This window comes from Pandoraea sp. XY-2 (assembly GCF_004193915.1).
Taxonomy (GTDB): Bacteria; Pseudomonadota; Gammaproteobacteria; order Burkholderiales; family Burkholderiaceae; genus Pandoraea; species Pandoraea cepalis.
Genome location: NZ_CP030849.1, coordinates 4,668,878 through 4,690,401 on the forward strand (window position 1 = coordinate 4,668,878; position 21,524 = coordinate 4,690,401).

The window sequence follows — 21,524 nt, forward strand, 5'->3', positions numbered from 1 at the left end:
CTTATCGTTTTGTGACGATCTCGTCGATCTCCGCCTTCGTACGGGCGAATTCCTTTTCGAAATCCAGTGTGCGGCGCGTGGTCGACACCGCCATCAATACCGAACTGCCGCCGTCCGGCGTGTCTTTCAGCCACAACCACAGACGCCGCTCGCGCACGTAAAACATCGAGAAGATGCCGAGTACCAGCAGCAAGCTGCCAAGATACACGATCTTCTTACCCGGCGAGCGCGTGAGCTGGAAGACGCTCGCCTGAATCTGATCGAACGAATCGAGCTGCAGGAAAACCGGGGCGTCGTACAGAAAATTGTCGGACAGTGCATTGGTCGCCGTATGCACGAAACGCTCGTTTTCGGGCGTGGGCGTCATGGCCGGCTGCCCGGCCTGTTCTCGCGCGACCTGCCACAGTTGCCAGACGGTACCGTCGAGAATACGACGGAACATGTCGGCCGCGCTCGATTGCTGATCCTGAGGAACCTTCTCGTTGACGAACTCCGCAATCGCCTGCAGGCCGCCCTTCGTCTGGCTGGTTTTGCTTGCTGGAATGGCGCCGGCAAACAGATCCAACTCGCGTTTGGCGCTTTCCTGCAACTGTGTTCGCAATGCCGCCGACGTTTGCGACGGCAGTGATTGCGCAGCAAACCGCCGGGCAGCTTCGGCCCGGGCCCCATCGTCCTGAAGCGCGGCGCGCAGCAGCATCCACTGCTTGACGGAGCCGTCAGCGTCCGCCGGGATGCGCAGATACTGGAACGGGCCGTCTGGCGTGTCGCGCACGCCGGTCATGAAGACCCGCTCGCCATCGTCCACCAGAATCGGCAGCATGTAGTTGCGGTACTCCTTCGCCTGCCCGCTGCGGTCGCGCACCTTGTACTGTACCGACGGCCCGACGTTGCGCAGATCCTTGCCCACATCGGGGCGAGCCCCCGAGCCCAGTCGCGCGTTCAGATCGTCGCGCAATGTTTTGCGCGCCACGCCGCGCACGTCGCGCTCGCCGGCGCCATTGCTGATGTTCTCGACGTTGATCGCGCGGAAATCGCTGAACTCGACGGTGTATTCATCCCGACCCGCGACGCCGCTGCGCAGTTGCGTCGAACCGCCCACGTTCCCCGAAAATGCGAACGTCCGGTCGGACACGCCGTGCATGGGATACCCGGTCAATTTCAGCTTGCTGCCACCGTCCTCGAAGCTCGACTGGTAGATCGCGACGCCCTTGTAGATGAACGGCTCGTTAACCTTCACCGTCGCGTTCATCGACTTGCCGGTCTCCGGGTCGGTGACCACGATATCGCTCGCGAACAACTTAGGCATGCCGGTCGAGTAGTAATCGACGTGAAATTTCTTCAGTTCGACAGAGAATGGCAGGTCCTGCACGACCGAGCCGTCCTGGAAATTCAGAATCGCCGTGTTCGATTTGCCACCCTCCGGCACGAACGCGTAGCCGCGAAACGCCGGATTGTTCGGCGAGAGACGGTGCGTCTCGGGAATCTGGGCAATCACAGCGTTGCCCTGCAGCGGCGACTTGCCGAACAGCACCATCTGGAGACGAATGAGCAGATCGCTGTCGACCAGCCCGCCCAGGCAAATGATCACGATCGCACTGTGCGCGAAGATGTAGCCGACCTTGTTGATCGCGCCGGTCTTGGCCGCAACAAGCGTCGCGCCATCGCGCTCGCGCACGACGAAACGATAACTGCGACGTCCGAGATAGCCCGTGAGACGCGACACGAGTTCGGTGCGCGACGCCGGGCCGGTGTATTCAGCCTTATGGCCGAAGGCACGTAGACTGCCCTCGCGCACGTGATCTCGCCAGCTCCGGATGTCCGCGATCATCTTCGGCGCATTGCGCACGATGCACAGCGTCGTCGACGCCATCAGGAAGAAAAGGATCAGCAGGAACCACCACGCGCTGTACACGGTGTACAGACCGAGCGAGCGGAAGATGCCGGCCCAGAATGGACCGAACTGATTGACGTAGTTGGGGTAAGGGTCGCCCTGCTTGAGCACGGTGCCAACGATGCTGGCAATCGCAAGCACGCTCAGCAGGCTGATGGCGAAACGCATCGAGCTGACCAGCTCGACGCCGTCGCGCACCCATCGCTGCGCGCCCTTGATCTGCATTCCGGAGGTACTGAGGCTCATCCTGTTTCCAACAACAAAAAGGGCGGGGACGCGTCTCTTACGCGCCCGCCACCCTGTGTATGCTAAACCAGTTCGACCCGGTCGCCCTGCAGCGCCATGGCTGGTTTCGCTATAAGTCAGCGAATATACCCCGACGTTCACATGATGTCAGGGCAGGGCCTGCCGATCAGCGCAAACCGGCGATGTAATCCGCGACTGCCTTGATTTCCTTGTCCGACAAACGCGAGGCGACCGTATGCATCGGCGCATTGTTCTTGCGAACCTCGTCGCGGAACGCCACCAACTGGGCGGCGGTGTATTCCGCCCACTGGCCGGACAGTCGGGGGTACTGCGACGGCATGCCGGCGCCGGTCGGGCCGTGGCATGAGGCGCAGGCGGGAACGCCCTTTTCGGCCAGCCCGCCGCGGTAGATCTTCTGGCCCAGCGGCACGGTGTCCTTGTCGTGCGCGGCACCCGGCTTCATGGTTTGCGAGGCGAAATAGGCGGAGACATTGCGCATGTCCTGATCGGACAGTGCGGCGACCATGCCGGCCATGATGGCGTTATTACGCACCGGCGTTTTGCCGGGCTGGGCCTTGAATTCGGTGAGTTGCTTGTAGAGATATTCGGCGTGCTGACCGGCAAGCTTCGGATACGCGCCGCCGGCGCTGTTGCCGTCTGCCGCGTGGCAGGCGGCACAAACCTGACTGGCAATGGCCTGTCCCCGGTTCAGGTCGGGTTTGGCGGGCGCCTGCGCCTCGGCGGCTTGTCCAGCACCGCTCAGAAGAAAGCACGCCAGTGCCAACGGTGTTGCAGCGAGAGACTTCCACACTCCTCGGTTCATTCGCACACCTTATATCTGTTTTGTCGGGAAATCGGTCGTTCGAACTCACCGTCCGGCGCCGCGTTTCTCCTCCAACCTCACGGCGCGCGAGACGTTCGGACAAGCCTTGGCCAGGCCAAGGTTAACTTTCATATTGTACAATAAAGTCTTTCCCCGACTTTAGGGGATTTCCATGTAGAAGGCCGCAGAACGGGGCTTCCCGAGCCATCTCCGGGGGGCATCAGACCCACCGTCTTGCGTGCCCTGCGTCCGCGTTGCAGCCCGGTTCCCGTGGCTGCGGCGCTCCTCGGTCTCCGTCATGTCCCTACTTCATCAAGCCCGCTTCTTCACGACCGTCAATCATCTGCGCGACCTGCCGCCCACGGCCGTGCCCGAGGTCGCCTTCGCGGGCCGCTCGAACGCGGGCAAGTCCAGCGCGCTCAACATCCTGTGCAACCAGAAGCGGCTGGCCTTCTCGAGCAAGACGCCAGGCCGTACGCAGCACATCAACTACTTCGAGATCGCGCACCTTGAGCATCTGTACGGCTATCTCGTCGATTTGCCCGGCTATGGCTACGCCGAGGTCGGCGGTGGCGTGAAGGTGCACTGGCAGCAGCTCCTCGGGGACTATCTGGTGCAGCGACCGCAATTACGCGGTCTCGTCCTGCTGATGGACTCGCGCCGGCCGTTCACGGAACTCGATTGCAAGTTGATCGACTGGTTCAAGACGACCGGACGTCCCATCCATGTGTTACTGACCAAGGTGGACAAACTCACGCGCCAGGAAGCAACGGTCGTGCTTCGCGACACACGAACGCGTCTGGCCGCAATGCCTCGCACCGACGGACTGCCTTCCGACGATCCCGCCACGAAACCGCAATTCACGGCGCAACTGTTCTCATCGCTCAAGCGTACCGGTCTCGAGGAGGCACAACGCGTGCTCGAAGACTGGCTCGCCATACCGGCCCGCGACGACGCCAAGAAAGCGTGACCGTGTGACCTGATCCGTCGTGTCAACGAGGGATCGAGCGCGTCCTCGTTGCCCGTCTCCACCGCCGCCCAGACAACCCCACACCGCAGGTGCAACGCAGCGTTTGGTCAAGCCGCCAAGGTAGACGGCAGACAGGGTCTCAGCGGAGCGCGACAAATCGTCGCGGCAAGCCGCGTAGCGCTTCGTGAGGTCGATGGAAATTGGCGAGCGCAAGTGACGGCACAACAGCGCCTCGGCCGAACGGATGAGGCCTCTCGCATCAGCCGGAAAGCGCGGCCAACCGGGGCTTCGCGGTGACGATTCGCGCACCCATAAAAAAACCGCCGTGTAGGCACGGCGGGTTTAAATGAGCCTTATCGTAGAACGACAGGCGCCCGCTCAGGGAGGAGAAGCGGGGGACGTCACACGCAGTGCGAACATCCGGTTGGTATGATATACCATGCGTTCGAAAGTTTCCCGGCAAGTGCCCTTTTTTGCGCACCTTCCCGCGGACTGGATCGCCGAGCCAGCGGCAATGACGCGCCGCTTTCGGGACGCCCACGCGACCGCTTTCACCGGAATCTTCGACGCACCATTCTCCGTCCAAAGGACCCTTCGCATGAGTTCCTTCCCCCTGCTTCGCCCGCGCCGCATGCGACGCGATGACTTCTCGCGCCGTCTGATGCGAGAGAACCACCTGACGTGCGACGACCTCATTTATCCCGTGTTCATCCTTGAAGGCGAAAACCGCCGCGAGGCCGTCGCCTCGATGCCCGGCGTCGAACGCGTCTCGGTCGACGAACTGCTGCGCGTGGCCGACACCTGTGTCACGCTCGGCGTCCCGGTGATCTCGCTGTTCCCGAATATCGAGGCAACGCTCAAAACACCCGACGGCATCGAAGCCGCCAACCCGGACGGTCTGGTCCCGCGCGCCGTGCGCGAGCTCAAGCGCCACTTCCCGGATCTGGGTGTATTGACGGACGTCGCCCTCGACCCGTACACGAGCCATGGTCAGGATGGCGTGCTCGACGAAAACGGTTACGTCATCAACGACGTGACGACCGGCATTCTCGTAAAGCAAGCCCTCACTCAGGCGGAAGCGGGCGTGGACATCGTCGCCCCCTCCGACATGATGGACGGGCGCATCGGCGCTATTCGCGAAGCGCTCGAAGACGCTGGCCACATCCACACGCGAATCATGGCCTATGCGGCCAAGTACGCATCGGCCTTTTACGGGCCGTTCCGCGACGCCGTCGGGTCGGCATCGAATCTGGGCAAGGGCAACAAGATGACGTACCAGATGGATCCCGCCAACTCCGACGAAGCGCTGCGCGAAGTCGCGCTCGACATCGAGGAAGGTGCGGACATGGTGATGGTCAAGCCCGGCATGCCGTACCTGGACATCGTACGCCGCGTGAAGGACGAGTTCCGCTTCCCCACCTACGCTTATCAGGTCAGCGGCGAGTACGCGATGCTCAAGGCCGCTGCGCAAAACGGTTGGCTCGATCACGACAAGGTCATGATGGAGTCGCTGCTCGCCTTCAAACGTGCTGGCGCCGATGGCATCCTGACGTACTTCGCGCTCGACGCAGCAAGGCTGATTCGCGCGCAAGCCTAAGCAGTGCTTGGCCGCACCACCGAATCCGTTCGCGACGACCCGCGCTCGGGTTCGGGCGGCAGCGATCGGATTCCGGCCGCAGCGCTCAGGCGGCCGGGCCGAGGGCCTTGTCCAGACTGCGCAGGAACTGATCCGCCGACTGTGCGCCGATCACGCGCATCCCCGTCCTCTCGTTACCGCTGCCATCAAAGAAGATAATGCCTGGCGGGCCGAACAGTCCGAAGCGCTTGAGCAGCGCCTGATCATCAGCGCTGTTGGCCGTGACGTCCGCCTGCACGAGCACCACCTGATCGAGACGGGCTTTGACACGTGGATCCGTGAAAACGGAGCGCTCCATTTCCTTGCAGCTAATGCACCAGTCCGCATAGAAGTCGAACATCACCGGACGCCCCGCCGTCGCGATGACCTGATCGAGCTCTGCAACGCTGCGTACGCGGCGGAACTTGGCGCCCTCGTCCACGGGTGCGTTGGCGCGCCCCGAGGTGGCCACCGTTAACCCCGCGAGTGGCGCAAGCGGATCACGCGCCCCGGTTACCGCCCCCACCAACGCCGCGGCGCCAAGAAGGGCGACCACAACGCCTAACCCCTTGAGCACGCGCCGTGCAGCGCCGACACCATCGGGCAGTCGATCGAAAACGTGCATGAACGCGGCGGCCACCAACAGCAAGGCCCCCCATCCCAACAACAGAACGGGCGTGGTCAGCAATGGCCGCACAATCCACAGCGCAACGCCCAGAAGCAGGAAGCCGAAGAAGCGTTTCACGCCGCCCATCCATGCCCCCGCACGCGGCAGCAATGCACCGCCGCCGCCCGCGAGGAGCACAAGCGGTAAGCCCATCCCAAGCGACAATGCGAAGAGCGTTGCGCCACCGAAGACCGCATCTCCCGTCTTCGCGATAAAGGCGAGCGCGGCCGCCAGCGGGGCGGTCACACATGGGCTCACGATCAGTCCCGATAGCACGCCCATCATCGCCGCGCCGATCCATTGACCCGATGCCTGCTTGCGAGCGGCGTCATCGATTCGAGCGCGCAACGCCAACGGTAATTGAATCTCGTACATGCCGAACATCGACAACGACAGAACGATCATGAGCAGCGCGAACGAGACCAGCACCCACGGCGCCTGCAGGAACGCGATCAGACCTTGCCCCAGCAATCCAGCGGCCACACCAATGACAGTGTTCACCACGGACATGCCGAGCACATAGGCAATGGCCAGACGCACGGCCTTGCCTCGACTGGCTCCCTGCCCTGCGACAATCGACAGGAGAATCGGGACCATCGGCAACACACACGGCGTGAACGCCAACCCGACACCCAGCGCGAAGAAGATCGCCAATGCCAGCACGAAGCTGCCGCCGGTGAGGATCCGCTCAGCCTCGCTATAGTCGTCTCGCGCGGACAACCAGCCGTTGGCCGTGTCAGCGCTGGGGACTGTCGATACGGATTCCGGCGACGTGATGATCTTCCCACCGCTCGACGCTTGCGCCATGCCGCCGAGCAAGGCCGGCGTTGTGGGAACCGACGTTGATTCGCCGGCTGAAGTCTCGCGATTCGCGCCGCCAATCGCGGCTGCGGAAATTTTCAACGGCTTGTCCATCGGGGGATAGCACAGCCCCTTCTCGGCGCAGCCCTGCATGGTGACGTTCAGCGTAAACGGGGCCCCCGCCCGACTCACCGGGATGCGAACGTCGATAGGCTCGTGATACACCTCCATGTCCTTGCCGAAAGTCTCGTCGCGTTTGACTTCACCCTTCGGGAACACCGGTACGCCAAGCGTGACGGCAGGATTGTCGGCGGCGAAAGCAAACCGTTCTCGATAGAGGTAGTAGCCCTTGGCCACTTCGAAATGCAGCAGCACCGCCCCGGGCTGCTCCGTCTTCGATACCTTGAAGGCGACATCCGGGTCGAGAAAATCGTCAGCGGCGTAGACCCGCTTGGCCCCGAGCAACAGAACTGCCGCCACCATCAGTAATGCGACCGACCATAGCCACAAGACCCGATGTTGCATCGGGCCGTGCCCATTGCGACTGCCTTGCGGGATCCCCCGTCCCGCCATCGTCTTCACGTCAGACATGCAACGCCTCCCGCGTCTCATCCTCAACCCACCGCGCGTAGGCTGGCAGCGCTGCCGTGGCGGGCCACGCCACAATCTCAGGCACGTCGTAGGGATGATGTTCTTTAATGTATTGCTCCAGCGCGCTGTAACGCGCTGCCGTCGTCTTGATCATGAGCGGCACTTCCACGCTCGTCTCGCGCTTGCCTTGCCAGCGATAGCTCGAACGCACCGGTGCCATTTGCTGCACGCACGCCGCCAGCCGCTCGGCCAGCATGCCGTCGATGGCGGCGGTAGCGCTGGCCTCGTCGGGAAACGTCGTCGTGACGATAAGAAGGGCGTCCATGATGTGGCGTAGACCATTCGAGCGTGTGGATCGTTCACTGTACACCGACGCCGCGAAATGTGCCCGATCGGCCAGCGATTTCCAGACTGGCGAGCAGACGGGTTCGGACGACGCCAAAAAATGAAAAAAGCCAGGTCGTTGACCTGGCTTCTTTTTACGGCTCACGGCCTTGAAAAGACCGTTGCGCGTGTCGCTTACTCAGCCACTTCCGGCGCTTCCGTGTCGACTTCCGGGCGGTCCAGCAGTTCGACGAACGCCATCGGTGCGTTATCGCCAACGCGGAAACCCATCTTCAGGATGCGCAGGTAGCCGCCCGGACGGTTGGCAAAGCGCGGGCCCAGTTCGTTGAACAGCTTGGTGACCATGTCGCGATCGCGCAGGCGGTTGAACGCCAGACGACGGTTGGCCAGCGAATCCTTCTTACCCAGCGTGATGAGGGGCTCGACGACCTTGCGCAGTTCCTTCGCCTTCGGCAGCGTGGTCTTGATCGCTTCGTGTTGGATCAACGAGTTCGACATATTGCGCAGCATTGCCAGACGGTGGCTGCTGGTACGGTTCAGCTTACGAAGACCATGACGGTGACGCATTTCAACTTTCCTTTAAACAGAGTTTTCGACCTAGCTCTTCTATCGGTGACAACCACCGCGGGCCGGTACCTTCGCTATCGGCCGTATCGGAACATCAAGGACATTCCGACGCGCCGCACTTACGTAGCGACACGGCCGCCCCAAGGCGGCCATGTCGTTACACCTTTACTTCTCGAGACCGGCCGGCGGCCAGTTTTCGAGCTTCATGCCCAGCGTGAGGCCACGCGAGGCAAGCACTTCCTTGATCTCGTTGAGCGATTTGCGACCCAGATTCGGGGTCTTGAGCAATTCGTTCTCGGTACGCTGGATCAGGTCGCCGATGTAGTAGATGTTTTCAGCCTTCAAGCAGTTGGCCGAACGCACCGTCAACTCAAGATCGTCCACCGGGCGCAGCAGGATCGGATCGATCTGCGGCGCACGCGACGGTGCTTCGCTGGCGGCTTCCGTGCCTTCCAGCGCAGCGAACACCGACAGTTGGTCGACGAGGATGCGAGCCGACAGACGGATCGCTTCTTCCGGCGACACCACACCGTTGGTTTCGATGTTCATCACGAGCTTGTCCAGGTCCGTACGCTGCTCCACGCGGGCCGATTCGACCGCGTAGCTCACGCGCTTGACCGGCGAGAACGACGCATCCAGAACGATGCGGCCAATCACCTTGGCCGATTCGTCGCCGTAACGGCGCACGTTACCCGGGACATAACCACGACCCTTTTCGATCTTGATCTGTACGTCGAGCTTGCCGCCCTTGGCCAGATGCGCGATCACGTGGTCGGGATTGATCAGTTCTACATCATGCGGCACTTCGATATCCGAAGCACGCACCACACCTTCACCATCCTTGCGCAGCGTAACGGTGACTTCGTCACGGTTATGCAGCTTGAACACCACACCCTTCAGGTTCAACAGGAAGTTAACGACATCTTCCTGTACACCGTCGATGGTGGAATATTCGTGCACAACGCCGGCGATCGTCACTTCGGTCGGGGCATAACCGACCATCGACGACAACAGCACGCGGCGAAGCGCGTTACCCAAGGTGTGGCCGTAGCCACGTTCGAACGGCTCCATCACGACTTTGGCGTGATGCTCACCGACCGGCTCAACCGCAATGATCTTGGGCTTCAACAAACTGGTTTGCATAGGTTTCCTTTTCAATACCCTCGGCTCGTTACACCGATAAGGCTGATGCGTGACAACCTGCACGGAACGCAAAAACGCGCCGTGAGGCGCGTCAGCATACGGATATTAACGCGAATACAATTCAACGATCAGGCTTTCGTTGATGTCGCCCGCGATATCGCTACGTTCCGGCAGTGCCTTGAAAGTGCCTTCCATCTTCTTGGCGTCAACCGAAACCCAGATCGGGAAACCGACTTGCTCCGCCAGCGACAGTGCCTCTTGAATACGCACTTGCTTCTTGGCAGCGTCGCGCACAGTGATCACGTCGCCGGCCTTGACCTTGATCGACGGGATGTTGGAAACAACACCATTCAGCGAGATCGCCTTGTGGCCGACCAACTGGCGCGCTTCAGCACGCGTCGAGCCAAAGCCCATGCGGTACACGACGTTGTCGAGACGCGACTCGAGCAGTTGCAGCAGGTTTTCACCCGTGTTGCCCTTGACGCGATCGGCTTCCGCGAAATAGCGACGGAACTGGCGCTCAAGCACGCCGTAGATACGCTTGACCTTCTGCTTTTCGCGCAGTTGGTTGCCGTAATCCGACGTACGAGCACCCGAGGTGCGACCATGCTGACCCGGCTTGCTATCCAGCTTGCACTTGTCGGCGAGCGAGCGGCGTGCGCTCTTCAGGAAGAGGTCAGTACCTTCACGGCGGGAGAGTTTGGCCTTCGGGCCGATATAACGTGCCACGGTTGTTCCTTTATCTCAAAATCTGACGCAGCGAACCTTGTCCACTACGCAAGTCCGGTACCTGTGTACCGGACGGTGGTCTTAGAAATTGCTACGCGCACGGCCGAGGCCGTGCGCGAACCCGCGATTATAGCAGGATTTGCTTCTGCGTCTTAGATGCGACGACGCTTCGGCGGGCGGCAGCCGTTGTGCGGGACCGGCGTCACGTCCGAGATGGCCGTGATCTTGATACCCAGCGCGTTCAGCGCACGAACCGCGGATTCGCGACCCGGGCCCGGGCCCTTGATGCGAACTTCCAGGTTCTTCACACCGTATTCCAGTGCCACGCGGCCAGCCGACTCGGCAGCAACCTGGGCAGCGAACGGGGTCGACTTGCGCGAACCCTTAAAGCCCTGGCCACCCGAGGTCGCCCATGCCAGTGCGTTGCCCTGACGATCGGTGATCGTGATGATGGTGTTGTTGAACGAAGCGTGGACGTGCACGACGCCTTCGGCAACGCTCTTCTTGACCTTCTTGCGAACGCGCTGCGAAGCGGCGTTGTTCTGTTGCTTAGCCATGAGTTCCTATCCTCTGGTTACTTCTTCAGCGAGACGCCGGCCTTACGCGGGCCCTTGCGGGTACGCGCATTGGTACGGGTACGCTGACCGCGAAGCGGCAAGCCCTTGCGGTGACGCATACCACGATAGCAGCCCAGGTCCATCAGGCGCTTGATGTTCATGGTCACTTCACGGCGCAGGTCGCCCTCGACCGTCAGTTGACCGACTTGATCACGCAGCTTTTCGAGATCAGCGTCGTCGAGGTCTTTGACCTTCTTCGAGAACGGCACACCGGCGGCGTCGCAAATCTGGCGAGCGCGCGTGCGGCCGACACCGTAAATGGCCGTCAAGCCGATTGCGGTGTGCTGGTGATTCGGGATGTTAACCCCTGCGATACGAGCCATTCGTAATTCCCCAACTAAATAGCGTTAAAGGCCGATTAGCCCTGACGTTGCTTGTGGCGCGGATCCGAACTGCAGATCACGCGCAGCACGCCTTTGCGCTTCACAAACTTGCAATTGCGGCAGATGCACTTAACAGATGCCAAAACTTTCATGACAATTCCCTCTCTCTAATCACTTCGCCCGGAAGACGATCCGCGCACGCGACAGATCGTAGGGCGTCAACTCTACCGTCACCTTATCTCCAGGCAAGATTCGGATGTAGTGCATCCGCATCTTGCCGGAAATATGTCCGAGTACTACATGGCCATTTTCCAGCTTTACCCGGAAGGTGGCATTGGGGAGGTTTTCAACGACCTCGCCCTGCATTTGAATAACGTCGTCTTTCGACATGACCCAAGGTCAGCGAAGCGTCATGTTATTGCCGCCCTTGAAATTCGCCTTTTTGAGCAGCGACTCATACTGTTGCGACATCACATACGACTGCACTTGAGCCATGAAATCCATCGTCACCACCACGATAATCAGCAGTGAGGTTCCACCGAAGTAGAACGGGACGTTCCAACGCAACACCAGAAACTCAGGCAGCAAACACACCAGCGTGACGTAAGCCGCACCGGCCAGTGTCAGGCGCGTCAGGATCTTGTCGATGTACCGCGCCGTCTGATCGCCCGGACGGATGCCCGGTACAAACGCGCCGCTCTTCTTCAGGTTGTCCGCGGTCTCTTTGCTGTTGAACACCAATGCGGTGTAGAAGAAGCAAAAGAACACGATCGCCAAAGCGTAGAGCATCACGTAGATCGGCTGACCCGGCGACAACTTCGCCGCGAAATCCTTGAGCCAGCGCGTGCTTTCGCCTGCGCCGAACCAATTCGCGATCGTTGCCGGGAACAGGATGATTGACGATGCGAAGATCGGCGGAATCACGCCTGCCATGTTCAGCTTGAGCGGCAGGTGCGAAGCCTGGCCGCCGTACACCTTGTTGCCTACCTGACGTTTGGCGTAGTTCACGAGGATCTTGCGCTGACCTCGTTCGACAAACACGACGAAGAACGTCACGAGTACCACGAGGGCGCAGATCACGATGGCCGAGAACGGACCAATCGAACCCGTGCTGACAAGCTCGAACAAACCGCCCACAGCGTTCGGCAGACCGGCCGCGATACCACCAAAGATGATGATCGAGATACCGTTACCCAGGCCGCGTTCGGTGATCTGCTCACCAAGCCACATCAGGAACATCGTGCCGGTCACGAGCGTGATCACCGTCGTCAGGCGGAACAGCATGCCCGGATCGACGACGAGCCCCGGCTCGCTCTCCAACGTCACTGCGATCGCTGCGGCCTGGAAGAGCGCGAGTAGCACCGTGAAATACCGGGTGTACTGCGTGATCTTGCGCTGTCCGGACTGACCTTCCTTGCGCAAGGCTTCCAACTGCGGCGAAACCATCGCCAACAGCTGCATGATGATCGACGCCGAAATGTACGGCATGATCCCCAGCGCGAAGATCGTGAAACGCGACAACGCGCCACCCGAGAACATGTTGAACATGCCCAGGATCCCGCCCGACTGGCGCTGGAACAACTGCGCCAGCTGATCGGGGTCGATGCCCGGCACCGGGATATGCGCACCAATACGGTAGACGATCAACGCCAGCAGCAGGAAAACCAGCCGCCGGCGCAGATCCGCATACTTCGGGCCCTGCGTACCAGGCTTAGCGAGATTAGGAGACTTGGCCAATGCTGGCTCCGGGGTGACCTAACTTACTCTGCAACCGAACCGCCAGCCGCTTGAATTGCCGTGAGCGCACCTTTGGTGACGCCCAGACCCTTCACAACGACCTTGCGGGTGATCTCGCCCGAGGCGATGACCTTGGCCGACAGCGACAGCTCGCTCACCAGACCGGCCTGCTTCAGAACCAACAGATCGATCTCGTCGACCGGCAGGTTGTTCAGGTCCGACAGGCGAACTTCGCCCACGAAACGACGCGTCAGCGACTTGAAACCACGCTTCGGCAGGCGACGTTGCAGCGGCATTTGACCGCCTTCGAAGCCAACCTTGTGGAAGCCGCCCGAACGCGACTTTTGACCCTTGTGACCACGGCCGGCGGTTTTACCCAGACCCGAACCGATGCCACGGCCAACGCGGCGTTTGGCGTGCTTGGCGCCTTCTGCCGGCTTAATCGAATTCAATTCCATTTTGCCCTCGCTCAGTCGACGATCGCCACAAGGTACGAGACCTTGTTGATCATGCCCCGCACAGCGGGCGTATCCTGCAACTCGCTGACCGAATTGATTCGACGCAGGCCCAGGCCCCGCACGGTCGCGCGATGTTCTTCACGCGTACCGATCAGGCTCTTGACCAGCTTAACTTTCACAGTTTGCTGCGACATATTGATCACCCTTAGCCGAGGATCTCTTCCACCGACTTGCCACGCTTGGCGGCGATGTCAGCAGGAGTCGATTGTTTCTTCAGGCCGTCGAGCGTGGCGCGGACCAGGTTGTACGGGTTCGTCGAGCCAAGGCTCTTCGTTACCACGTTGGTCACGCCCATCACCTCGAACACCGCGCGCATCGGGCCACCGGCGATAACACCGGTACCGTCCTTCGCCGGCGACATCAGGACGCGCGAGGCGCCATGCTGGCCGAGAACGTTGTGTTGCAGGGTGCCGTTCTTCAGGGGCACCTTGAACATATTGCGGCGGGCTTGTTCCATTGCCTTTTGAACGGCAACCGGCACTTCCTTCGCCTTGCCCTTGCCCATGCCGATGCGGCCATCGCCGTCACCAACCACGGTCAACGCGGCAAAACCGAGAATACGGCCACCCTTCACAACCTTCGTGACACGGTTGACCGCGATCATCTTCTCGCGAAGGCCGTCGTCGCGTTCGTCAGCCTGAACTTTCGCTTGCATCTTTGCCATGACGGATCCTTACTTAGAACTTGAGGCCGGCTTCACGGGCAGCGTCGGCCAGAGCCTTGACGCGACCGTGATAGCGGAAGCCCGAGCGGTCGAAAGCCACGCTTTCGATGCCGGCAGCCTTCGCCTTCTCGGCGATACGACGGCCGATCAGCGCAGCGGCCGCAGCGTTGCCACCCTTGCCTTCCTTGTCGCCCAGTTCCTTGCGCACTTCGGCTTCCAGCGTCGAAGCGCTGGCCAGCACTTGCGTGCCGTCTTCCGAAAAAACTTGCGCGTAGATGTGCACGTTGGTGCGATGCACGGAAAGGCGATGCACCTTTTGAGCTGCCAGCTTGATACGAGTCTGGCGAGCACGGCGCACACGAGATTGTTTCTTGTCCATGTTTCGCACCCTTACTTCTTCTTGGTTTCCTTGAGGATCACCACCTCGTCCGCATAGCGGACGCCCTTGCCCTTGTAGGGTTCGGGCGGACGGTAACCGCGAACTTCCGCAGCCACTTGTCCGATGCGTTGCTTATCAACGCCTTTGATGATGATCTCCGTCTGCGTCGGGGTCTCGGCCTTCACGCCTTCCGGCATGGCATGCACGACATCGTGCGAGAAACCCAGCTCGAGCTTCAGGTTTGCACCTTCAGCCTTGGCGCGGTAACCCACGCCAACGAGTTGCAGTTTCTTTTCGAAACCCTTGCTCACACCGGTCACCATATTGTTGACCAGTGCACGTTCGGTGCCATACAACGCATTCGCTTCGCGGCTTTCGTCGGCCGGGGCGAAGGTGATGGTGCCGTCTTCGATCTTGACGTTCACGAGGGCATTCACACCGCGGGTCAGCGAACCCAGGGCACCCTTGATCGTCAGCACATTGCCTGCCAGCGTTGCTTCTACGCCCTTCGGCAATGCAATGGGACTCTTACCTACTCGAGACATTTCAACGCTCCTCGGTTAGGCGACGTAGCAGATGACTTCGCCGCCCACGCCGGTGGCGCGTGCCTTGCGATCAGTCATCACGCCCTTCGGGGTCGAGACGATTGCAACGCCGAGGCCATTCATGACCTGCGGGATGTCGTTGCGGCTCTTGTACACACGAAGACCGGGCGGGACACGCGCTCGAGGCGCTCGATCACCGGACGGCCAGCGTAGTACTTCAGTGCGATGTTCAACACTGCCTTCGTTTCTTCTGCTTCAACCGCGAAGTCTTCGATGTAGCCTTCGTCCTTCAGGACTTTGGCGATCGAGACCTTCAGCTTGGAAGAGGGCATCTTCACCGATGCTTTCTCAACCATCTGAGCGTTGCGGATGCGAGTCAGCATATCGGCGATAGGATCGCTCATGCTCATGGTGCTTCTCCTATTACCAGCTTGCTTTGGTCACGCCCGGGATTTCGCCACGGAAGGCGATTTCACGGATCTTGTTACGGGCCAGGCCGAATTTGCGGAAGGTACCGCGCGGACGGCCAGTCAGGTCGCAACGATTGCGTTGACGCGTCGGATTGGCGTTACGCGGCAGCTGTTGCAGCGCCAGACGTGCTTCATAACGCTCGTCTTCCGACTTGCTGGTGTCTTCGATGGTCGCTTTGAGGGCGGCGCGCTTGGCAGAAAACTTCTGCGCCAGACGGGCGCGTTTCTTTTCGCGTTCGATAAGTGCCAGTTTAGCCACGATTACCTCAGTTACGGAACGGGAATTTGAACGCCGACAGAAGAGCCTTGGCTTCTTCGTCAGTCTTCGCGGTCGTGGTGATGCTGATGTTCAGACCACGCAGCGCGTCGATTTTGTCGTACTCGATTTCGGGGAAGATGATCTGTTCCTTCACACCGATGTTGTAGTTGCCACGACCATCGAACGCACGACCCGAAATACCACGGAAGTCACGCACGCGCGGCAGAGCCACGGTGATGAAACGATCCAGGAATTCGAACATACGCTCGCCGCGCAGCGTCACCATCGTACCGATCGGGTAACCTTCGCGGATCTTGAAACCGGCAATTGCCTTGCGAGCCTTCGTCACCACCGGCTTTTGGCCGGCGATTTTCGTCAGGTCGCCAACGGCGTGCTCAATGATCTTCTTGTCAGCAACGGCTTGACCAAGGCCCATGTTCAGGGTGATCTTGGTGATGCGCGGCACTTCCATGACAGACTTGTAACCGAACTGCTTTGTCAGCTCGGCGACAACCTTGTCTTTATAGAATTCTTGCAAACGGGCCATTATCTATACTCCCTGCGACTTAGGCACCGACGACCGTACCGGTCGTCTTGAGGAAGCGGACCTTCTTGCCGTCTTCGACCTTGATGCCCACGCGCGACGGCTTGCCATTGGCATCCACCAGCGCCACGTTCGACACGTGGATCGGCATCGTCTTGTCGACCACGCCACCTTGCGTACCCTTCATCGGGTTCGGCTTGACGTGCTTTTTGGCAACGTTCACGCCCTCGACGACCAACTTGTCGCCATCAATGGCCAGGACCGTGCCACGCTTGGCCTTGTCCTTACCCGTCAGCACGATGACCTGGTCACCCTTGCGAATCTTGTTCATGTGTCGGCTCCTTACAGCACTTCCGGGGCCAGCGACACGATCTTCATGAAGCGTTCGGTACGCAGTTCACGCGTAACCGGCCCGAAGATACGGGTGCCGATCGGCTCAAGCTTGGTGTTAAGCAGCACGGCGGCGTTGCCGTCGAATTTGACCAGCGAGCCGTCCTGGCGACGCACGCCCTTGGCGGTGCGCACGACCACTGCGTTATAGATTTCGCCCTTCTTGACACGACCACGCGGGGCAGCATCCTTCACGCTGACCTTGATGATGTCGCCAATGCCGGCGTAGCGACGCTTGGAGCCGCCCAGCACCTTGATGCACATCACTTCGCGCGCACCGGTGTTGTCGGCTACTTCGAGCCGGGTTTCAGTTTGAATCATGGTGTTATCTTCCCAACTTAATCCGACACATACGCATCGGTCAGTCTTGGTCCCCGTCAGCACCAAAGGGTGCCGTTTGGGTTGAGTCGTTCAAAAGTGGACAACTTTGCTACCTCGACCAGACTCGTAGAGGATACGAATCGGCTTCGGAAGCCATCCACTCCCTTGCGAAACCAAAGACCGGTTTTAGCGAAAGAAGCGGAAAGTCCGGAATTATACATCGATAATTCCGGACTTGCAAGTCAAGCCTTCGCTTCAGCGCGCTTTAGATGATGCGAGCGGCTTCCACGAGACGGGAGACCGTCCAGGCCTTGGTCTTCGACAGCGGGCGGGATTCTTGAATCTCGACCGTATCGCCTTCCTTGTACTGGTTGGTCTCATCGTGCGCGTGGTACTTCTTCGAGCGCACGATGTACTTGCCGTAGAGCGGGTGCTTCATTTGACGCTCGACCAGCACGGTAACCGTCTTGTCCATCTTGTCGCTGACAACCTTACCCACGAGGGTACGCTTCAGCGCGGTCTTAGCGGTATCGTTCATTTCTGGCTCGCCTTCTCAGTCAACACGGTACGCACACGCGCGATGTCCTTGCGCACCTTCTTCAGCTGGCTGGTGTTGCTCAGCTGTTGGGTGCCCGCTTGCATGCGAAGACCGAATTGGGCCTTCAGCAGATCCGACAGTTCCTTGTTCAGGCCGTCGAGATCCTTGGCACGAAGTTCGGATGCTTTCATTTCAAATTCTCCCCTCAGGCGCCAAGGCGACGTACGAAGAACGTCGTCTGAATCGGCAGCTTGGCAGCAGCCAGGCGGAACGCCTCGCGCGCCAACGCTTCATCCACACCGTCCATTTCGTACAGCATCTTGCCCGGTTGAATCTCGGCGACGTAGTACTCCGGGTTACCCTTACCGTTACCCATACGCACTTCTGCCGGCTTTTGCGAGATCGGCTTGTCCGGGAAGATACGGATCCAGATACGACCACCGCGCTTGATGTGGCGAGTCATGGCACGACGCGCGGCTTCGATTTGACGAGCCGTCAGACGCCCACGACCGACCGCCTTCAGACCGAATTCGCCGAACGACACTTCGTTACCACGCGTGGCAACGCCAGTGTTACGGCCCTTCTGCTCTTTGCGATACTTTCTGCGTTTCGGTTGCAGCATGATTATTCTCCAGTCTTGGCGTCGCCTTCAGGCTTGCCAGCCGGGCGTCGTGCACCACCGCGCTTCGCGCCGGCCTTATCGCCAGCATCGTCACGACGGGGGCGACGGTCGCCGCCCGGACGCGCGTTGCGGCGCGGACGCTTGTCTTCGGCCGGCTCTTCAGCCACCGGAGCGTCGTTGCGGCCCAGCGTGTCACCCTTGTACACCCACACCTTGATACCGATGATGCCGTACGTCGTCTTCGCTTCCGAAGTTGCGTAGTCGATGTCGGCACGCAGCGTGTGCAGGGGCACACGGCCTTCGCGATACCACTCGGTACGGGCGATTTCGATACCGTTCAAACGGCCCGCGCTCATGATCTTGATGCCTTGGGCACCCAGACGCATCGCGTTCTGCATCGCACGCTTCATGGCGCGACGGAACATGATACGGCGCTCGAGCTGCTGAGCGATCGAATCGGCGATGAGCTGCGCATCGGTTTCCGGCTTGCGGATTTCCTCGATGTTCACGTGCACGGGCACGCCCATGCGCTTTTGCAGCTCGGCCTTCAGGATTTCGATGTCCTCGCCCTTCTTGCCGATCACAACACCCGGACGCGAGCTGAAAATCGTAATGCGAGCATTACGTGCCGGGCGCTCGATGATGACGCGGCCGACCGAAGCGTTCTTCAGCTTCTTCTTCAGGTATTCGCGAACGCCGATGTCTTCCTTCAACATCTGCGCGAAGTTCTGGTTGTTGGCGTACCAACGCGAAGCCCAGTTACGACTGACCGCCAGACGGAAGCCAGTCGGATGAATTTTCTGTCCCATCGTGACCCCTTAGTTGCCCAGCGTCACAGTGATGTGACAGGTTTGCTTCTCGATGCGGTTACCACGGCCCTTAGCGCGCGCGGTGAAACGCTTGAGCGAGGTCGCCTTGTCGACGAAAATGCCCTTGACGCGCAGTTCGTCGATGTCAGCACCTTCATTGTGCTCGGCGTTGGCGATAGCCGACTCGAGCACCTTCTTGATGATGACCGCGGCCTTCTTCGGCGAGAAGGTCAGGACATTGAGTGCACGCTCCAGCGGCAGTCCACGGATCTGGTCAGCGACCAGACGCGTTTTTTGCGCTGAGATACGAGCATCGCGATGAATTGCTTTTACTTCCATGGTCGGCCCCTTATTTCTTCGCCTTCTTGTCGGCCGCATGGCCCTTGAAGGTACGGGTGAGAGCGAACTCACCCAGCTTGTGGCCGACCATGTTTTCCGTCACGTACACCGGCACGTGTTGACGGCCGTTATGCACAGCGATCGTCAGGCCGATGAAATCGGGCAGGACGGTCGAACGACGCGACCAGGTCTTGATCGGCTTTTTGTCACGCGATGCAGCCGCCGCTTCCACTTTTTTCAGCAGGTGAGCGTCGCAAAACGGACCTTTTTTAACAGAACGAGTCATTTGCTAGCTCCAATTAACGCTTCTTGCGACGCTGAACGATCATGCTGTCGGTGCGCTTGGTCGAGCGGGTACGCTTACCCTTGGTATGCTGACCCCACGGGCTGACCGGATGACGACCAGCCGCCGTACGACCTTCACCACCACCGTGCGGGTGATCCACCGGGTTCATCGCCACACCGCGAACGGTCGGGCGAATACCGCGCCAACGCTTTGCACCGGCCTTGCCCAATTGGCGCAGGCTATGCTCTTCGTTACCGACTTCACCGATGGTCGCGCGGCACTCGATGTGCACGCGACGCACTTCACCCGAACGCAGACGCACTTGAGCGTACGTGCCTTCGCGAGCCAGCAGCATGGCCGACGTGCCGGCGGCACGGGCGATTTGCGCACCCTTGCCCGGCAGAAGTTCGATGCCGTGAATCGTCGTACCGACCGGGATGTTACGGATCGGCAGGGTGTTACCCGATTTGATCGGGGCTTCCGAGCCGCTCACCACTTGCTGGCCGACGGTCATGCCCTTCGGTGCCAGGATGTAACGACGCTCGCCGTCGGCGTAGCACAGCAGAGCAATGTTCGCGCTGCGGTTCGGATCGTATTCCAGACGCTCAACCTTCGCCGTGATGCCGTCCTTGTTGCGACGGAAATCGACGATACGGTAGTGTTGCTTGTGACCGCCACCCATATGACGGGTGGTGATGTGACCGTTGTTGTTACGGCCAGCGGTCTTGCTCTTGGTATCGAGCAGCGGGGCGAACGGCTTGCCCTTGTGCAGATCCTTGTTGACGACCTTGACCAGCGAACGGCGGCCCGGCGACGTCGGTTTCGTTTTGACGAGTGCCATGATTACTTGGCCTCCGCTTCAAAATTGATTTCCTGACCCGGCTTCAGGCTCACGTAGGCCTTCTTTTCATGGTCGCGACGACCCATGAAGCGGCCAAAGCGCTTTTGCTTGCCCTTGCGGTTCAGAATCTGCACCGACTCGACTTCCACCTTGAAGAGAAGCTCAACCGCAGCCTTCACTTCTTGCTTGTTCGCGTCGCGTGCAACTTGGAACACCACTTGTTCGTTCTTGTCAGCCACCAGCGTCGCCTTTTCGGAGATCACCGGCGAGAGCAGGACCTGGTACAGACGATGGTCATTTTTACGCACGTCGCTCATGACAGCATCTCCTCAATCTTGGCGATCGCGCCCTTCGTCACCAGCACCGTCTTGAAGTAGATGAGCGACAGCGGGTCGGCGAAACGCGGCTCGGTGACGGCAACGTGAGCCAGATTGCGCGAGGCCAGGAACAGATTCTCGTCCACGCTATCCGTGATCAGCAGCACCGACTCAAGACCCATGGCCTTGATCTTTTCAGCGAGCAGTTTGGTCTTCGGCGCATCCAGCTTGATGTCCTCGACCACCGACAGACGACCTTCACGGGCGAGCTGCGACAGAATCGAGCACACACCGGCGCGGTACATCTTCTTGTTGACCTTGTGGGTGAAGTTCTCTTCCGGCGAATTCGGGAAGATACGGCCACCGCCGCGCCACAACGGGCTCGACGACATACCGGCACGAGCGCGGCCCGTACCCTTCTGACGCCACGGCTTCTTGGTCGTGTGCTTGACCTGTTCACGGTCTTTCTGCGCACGATTGCCGCTGCGGGCGTTGGCTTGGTAAGCCACCACAACCTGATGGATCAGCGCTTCGTTGTAGTCACGGCCGAACACGACGTCCGACGCGTTGACCGCAGCGCCTTCCTGACCTTGCTCATTCAGGAGCTTCAGTTCCAT

Annotated in this window: 32 protein-coding genes and 1 pseudogene; 2 read left to right on the forward strand and 31 right to left on the reverse strand. The window is 60.2% G+C overall.

The window, feature by feature from the left end:
- Position 1: 1 nt before the first annotated feature.
- A complete protein-coding gene (locus DRB87_RS21155) occupies positions 2–2,137 on the reverse strand; it encodes a cytochrome c biogenesis protein ResB (RefSeq protein ID WP_240756090.1) in 2,136 nt (711 codons plus the stop codon).
- Positions 2,138–2,303: 166 nt separating this feature from the next.
- Positions 2,304–2,960: a cytochrome c gene (locus DRB87_RS21160; protein ID WP_130027424.1), complete on the reverse strand. Its 657-nt coding sequence runs from the start codon at positions 2,958–2,960 to the stop codon at positions 2,304–2,306.
- A gap of 298 nt (positions 2,961–3,258) precedes the next feature.
- Between DRB87_RS21160 and yihA the strand changes: the two genes are divergently transcribed.
- Positions 3,259–3,930, forward strand: a complete 672-nt coding sequence (gene yihA, locus DRB87_RS21165) for a ribosome biogenesis GTP-binding protein YihA/YsxC (RefSeq protein WP_130027425.1) — start codon at positions 3,259–3,261, stop codon at positions 3,928–3,930.
- Positions 3,931–4,528: 598 nt separating this feature from the next.
- Positions 4,529–5,527, forward strand: coding sequence for a porphobilinogen synthase (gene hemB / locus DRB87_RS21170; RefSeq protein WP_130027426.1), 999 nt, complete (start codon positions 4,529–4,531; stop codon positions 5,525–5,527).
- 85 nt (positions 5,528–5,612) lie between these two features.
- Here hemB and dsbD read toward each other — a convergent pair whose 3' ends face one another.
- The 29 genes and pseudogenes from dsbD to rplD all read right to left on the reverse strand — a co-directional run bounded on the left by dsbD (position 5,613) and on the right by rplD (position 21,524).
- Positions 5,613–7,604, reverse strand: coding sequence for a protein-disulfide reductase DsbD (gene dsbD / locus DRB87_RS21175; protein ID WP_240756091.1), 1,992 nt, complete (start codon positions 7,602–7,604; stop codon positions 5,613–5,615).
- Complete coding sequence (gene cutA, locus DRB87_RS21180; RefSeq protein WP_130027427.1) at positions 7,597–7,929, reverse strand: divalent-cation tolerance protein CutA; 333 nt, start codon at positions 7,927–7,929, stop codon at positions 7,597–7,599. Before cutA ends, dsbD begins: the two co-directional genes overlap by 8 nt.
- A gap of 194 nt (positions 7,930–8,123) precedes the next feature.
- A complete protein-coding gene (gene rplQ / locus DRB87_RS21185) occupies positions 8,124–8,516 on the reverse strand; it encodes a 50S ribosomal protein L17 (protein WP_017235783.1) in 393 nt (130 codons plus the stop codon).
- Between the two features lie 165 nt (positions 8,517–8,681).
- A complete protein-coding gene (gene rpoA, locus DRB87_RS21190) occupies positions 8,682–9,659 on the reverse strand; it encodes a DNA-directed RNA polymerase subunit alpha (protein ID WP_017235784.1) in 978 nt (325 codons plus the stop codon).
- Positions 9,660–9,764: 105 nt separating this feature from the next.
- A complete protein-coding gene (rpsD, locus tag DRB87_RS21195; protein WP_017235785.1) occupies positions 9,765–10,388 on the reverse strand; it encodes a 30S ribosomal protein S4 in 624 nt (207 codons plus the stop codon).
- 152 nt (positions 10,389–10,540) lie between these two features.
- Positions 10,541–10,945, reverse strand: a complete 405-nt coding sequence (gene rpsK, locus DRB87_RS21200; protein ID WP_010804113.1) for a 30S ribosomal protein S11 — start codon at positions 10,943–10,945, stop codon at positions 10,541–10,543.
- Positions 10,946–10,962: 17 nt separating this feature from the next.
- Complete coding sequence (gene rpsM, locus DRB87_RS21205) at positions 10,963–11,328, reverse strand: 30S ribosomal protein S13 (protein ID WP_017235786.1); 366 nt, start codon at positions 11,326–11,328, stop codon at positions 10,963–10,965.
- A 35-nt stretch (positions 11,329–11,363) separates the two neighbouring features.
- On the reverse strand, positions 11,364–11,480 hold the full coding sequence (rpmJ, locus tag DRB87_RS21210) for a 50S ribosomal protein L36 (RefSeq protein WP_010804115.1): 117 nt from the start codon (positions 11,478–11,480) through the stop codon (positions 11,364–11,366).
- Positions 11,481–11,499: 19 nt separating this feature from the next.
- Complete coding sequence (gene infA, locus DRB87_RS21215; protein ID WP_007869286.1) at positions 11,500–11,718, reverse strand: translation initiation factor IF-1; 219 nt, start codon at positions 11,716–11,718, stop codon at positions 11,500–11,502.
- 9 nt (positions 11,719–11,727) lie between these two features.
- Entirely contained in the window at positions 11,728–13,065 is a 1,338-nt protein-coding gene (gene secY, locus DRB87_RS21220) for a preprotein translocase subunit SecY (protein WP_017235787.1), read from the reverse strand.
- Positions 13,066–13,088: 23 nt separating this feature from the next.
- Positions 13,089–13,523, reverse strand: coding sequence for a 50S ribosomal protein L15 (gene rplO / locus DRB87_RS21225; RefSeq protein ID WP_017235788.1), 435 nt, complete (start codon positions 13,521–13,523; stop codon positions 13,089–13,091).
- A gap of 11 nt (positions 13,524–13,534) precedes the next feature.
- A complete protein-coding gene (gene rpmD / locus DRB87_RS21230) occupies positions 13,535–13,717 on the reverse strand; it encodes a 50S ribosomal protein L30 (RefSeq protein ID WP_017235789.1) in 183 nt (60 codons plus the stop codon).
- A gap of 11 nt (positions 13,718–13,728) precedes the next feature.
- Entirely contained in the window at positions 13,729–14,247 is a 519-nt protein-coding gene (rpsE, locus tag DRB87_RS21235; RefSeq protein WP_010804120.1) for a 30S ribosomal protein S5, read from the reverse strand.
- A gap of 13 nt (positions 14,248–14,260) precedes the next feature.
- Positions 14,261–14,626, reverse strand: coding sequence for a 50S ribosomal protein L18 (gene rplR / locus DRB87_RS21240; RefSeq protein WP_010804121.1), 366 nt, complete (start codon positions 14,624–14,626; stop codon positions 14,261–14,263).
- Between the two features lie 11 nt (positions 14,627–14,637).
- Entirely contained in the window at positions 14,638–15,171 is a 534-nt protein-coding gene (rplF, locus tag DRB87_RS21245) for a 50S ribosomal protein L6 (RefSeq protein ID WP_026132332.1), read from the reverse strand.
- Between the two features lie 15 nt (positions 15,172–15,186).
- Positions 15,187–15,581: pseudogene (rpsH, locus tag DRB87_RS21250) on the reverse strand (30S ribosomal protein S8).
- Between the two features lie 13 nt (positions 15,582–15,594).
- Positions 15,595–15,900, reverse strand: a complete 306-nt coding sequence (rpsN, locus tag DRB87_RS21255; RefSeq protein WP_017235792.1) for a 30S ribosomal protein S14 — start codon at positions 15,898–15,900, stop codon at positions 15,595–15,597.
- A 7-nt stretch (positions 15,901–15,907) separates the two neighbouring features.
- The gene (gene rplE / locus DRB87_RS21260; protein ID WP_010804125.1) at positions 15,908–16,447 is read right to left on the reverse strand and encodes a 50S ribosomal protein L5; all 540 of its coding nucleotides are present in this window, start codon (positions 16,445–16,447) and stop codon (positions 15,908–15,910) included.
- Between the two features lie 19 nt (positions 16,448–16,466).
- Complete coding sequence (gene rplX / locus DRB87_RS21265; RefSeq protein ID WP_017235793.1) at positions 16,467–16,775, reverse strand: 50S ribosomal protein L24; 309 nt, start codon at positions 16,773–16,775, stop codon at positions 16,467–16,469.
- 11 nt (positions 16,776–16,786) lie between these two features.
- Positions 16,787–17,155: a 50S ribosomal protein L14 gene (gene rplN / locus DRB87_RS21270; protein WP_010804127.1), complete on the reverse strand. Its 369-nt coding sequence runs from the start codon at positions 17,153–17,155 to the stop codon at positions 16,787–16,789.
- Between the two features lie 265 nt (positions 17,156–17,420).
- Positions 17,421–17,693 carry a 30S ribosomal protein S17 gene (gene rpsQ, locus DRB87_RS21275; protein WP_017235794.1) on the reverse strand — a complete coding sequence of 91 codons (273 nt, stop codon included), beginning with the start codon at positions 17,691–17,693 and terminating at the stop codon, positions 17,421–17,423.
- Positions 17,690–17,884: a 50S ribosomal protein L29 gene (gene rpmC, locus DRB87_RS21280; protein WP_017235795.1), complete on the reverse strand. Its 195-nt coding sequence runs from the start codon at positions 17,882–17,884 to the stop codon at positions 17,690–17,692. Before rpmC ends, rpsQ begins: the two co-directional genes overlap by 4 nt.
- Positions 17,885–17,898: 14 nt before the next feature.
- Complete coding sequence (gene rplP, locus DRB87_RS21285) at positions 17,899–18,315, reverse strand: 50S ribosomal protein L16 (RefSeq protein ID WP_010804130.1); 417 nt, start codon at positions 18,313–18,315, stop codon at positions 17,899–17,901.
- 2 nt (positions 18,316–18,317) lie between these two features.
- Positions 18,318–19,124 carry a 30S ribosomal protein S3 gene (rpsC, locus tag DRB87_RS21290; RefSeq protein ID WP_017235796.1) on the reverse strand — a complete coding sequence of 269 codons (807 nt, stop codon included), beginning with the start codon at positions 19,122–19,124 and terminating at the stop codon, positions 18,318–18,320.
- 9 nt (positions 19,125–19,133) lie between these two features.
- Positions 19,134–19,463 (reverse strand): 50S ribosomal protein L22, encoded by a 330-nt coding sequence (gene rplV / locus DRB87_RS21295; protein WP_017235797.1) that lies wholly within the window; start codon positions 19,461–19,463, stop codon positions 19,134–19,136.
- A 10-nt stretch (positions 19,464–19,473) separates the two neighbouring features.
- Entirely contained in the window at positions 19,474–19,749 is a 276-nt protein-coding gene (rpsS, locus tag DRB87_RS21300) for a 30S ribosomal protein S19 (protein ID WP_010804133.1), read from the reverse strand.
- 13 nt (positions 19,750–19,762) lie between these two features.
- Positions 19,763–20,590, reverse strand: coding sequence for a 50S ribosomal protein L2 (gene rplB, locus DRB87_RS21305; protein WP_017235799.1), 828 nt, complete (start codon positions 20,588–20,590; stop codon positions 19,763–19,765).
- A gap of 2 nt (positions 20,591–20,592) precedes the next feature.
- Complete coding sequence (gene rplW / locus DRB87_RS21310; protein WP_017235800.1) at positions 20,593–20,907, reverse strand: 50S ribosomal protein L23; 315 nt, start codon at positions 20,905–20,907, stop codon at positions 20,593–20,595.
- Positions 20,904–21,524 (reverse strand): 50S ribosomal protein L4, encoded by a 621-nt coding sequence (rplD, locus tag DRB87_RS21315; RefSeq protein ID WP_017235801.1) that lies wholly within the window; start codon positions 21,522–21,524, stop codon positions 20,904–20,906. Before rplD ends, rplW begins: the two co-directional genes overlap by 4 nt.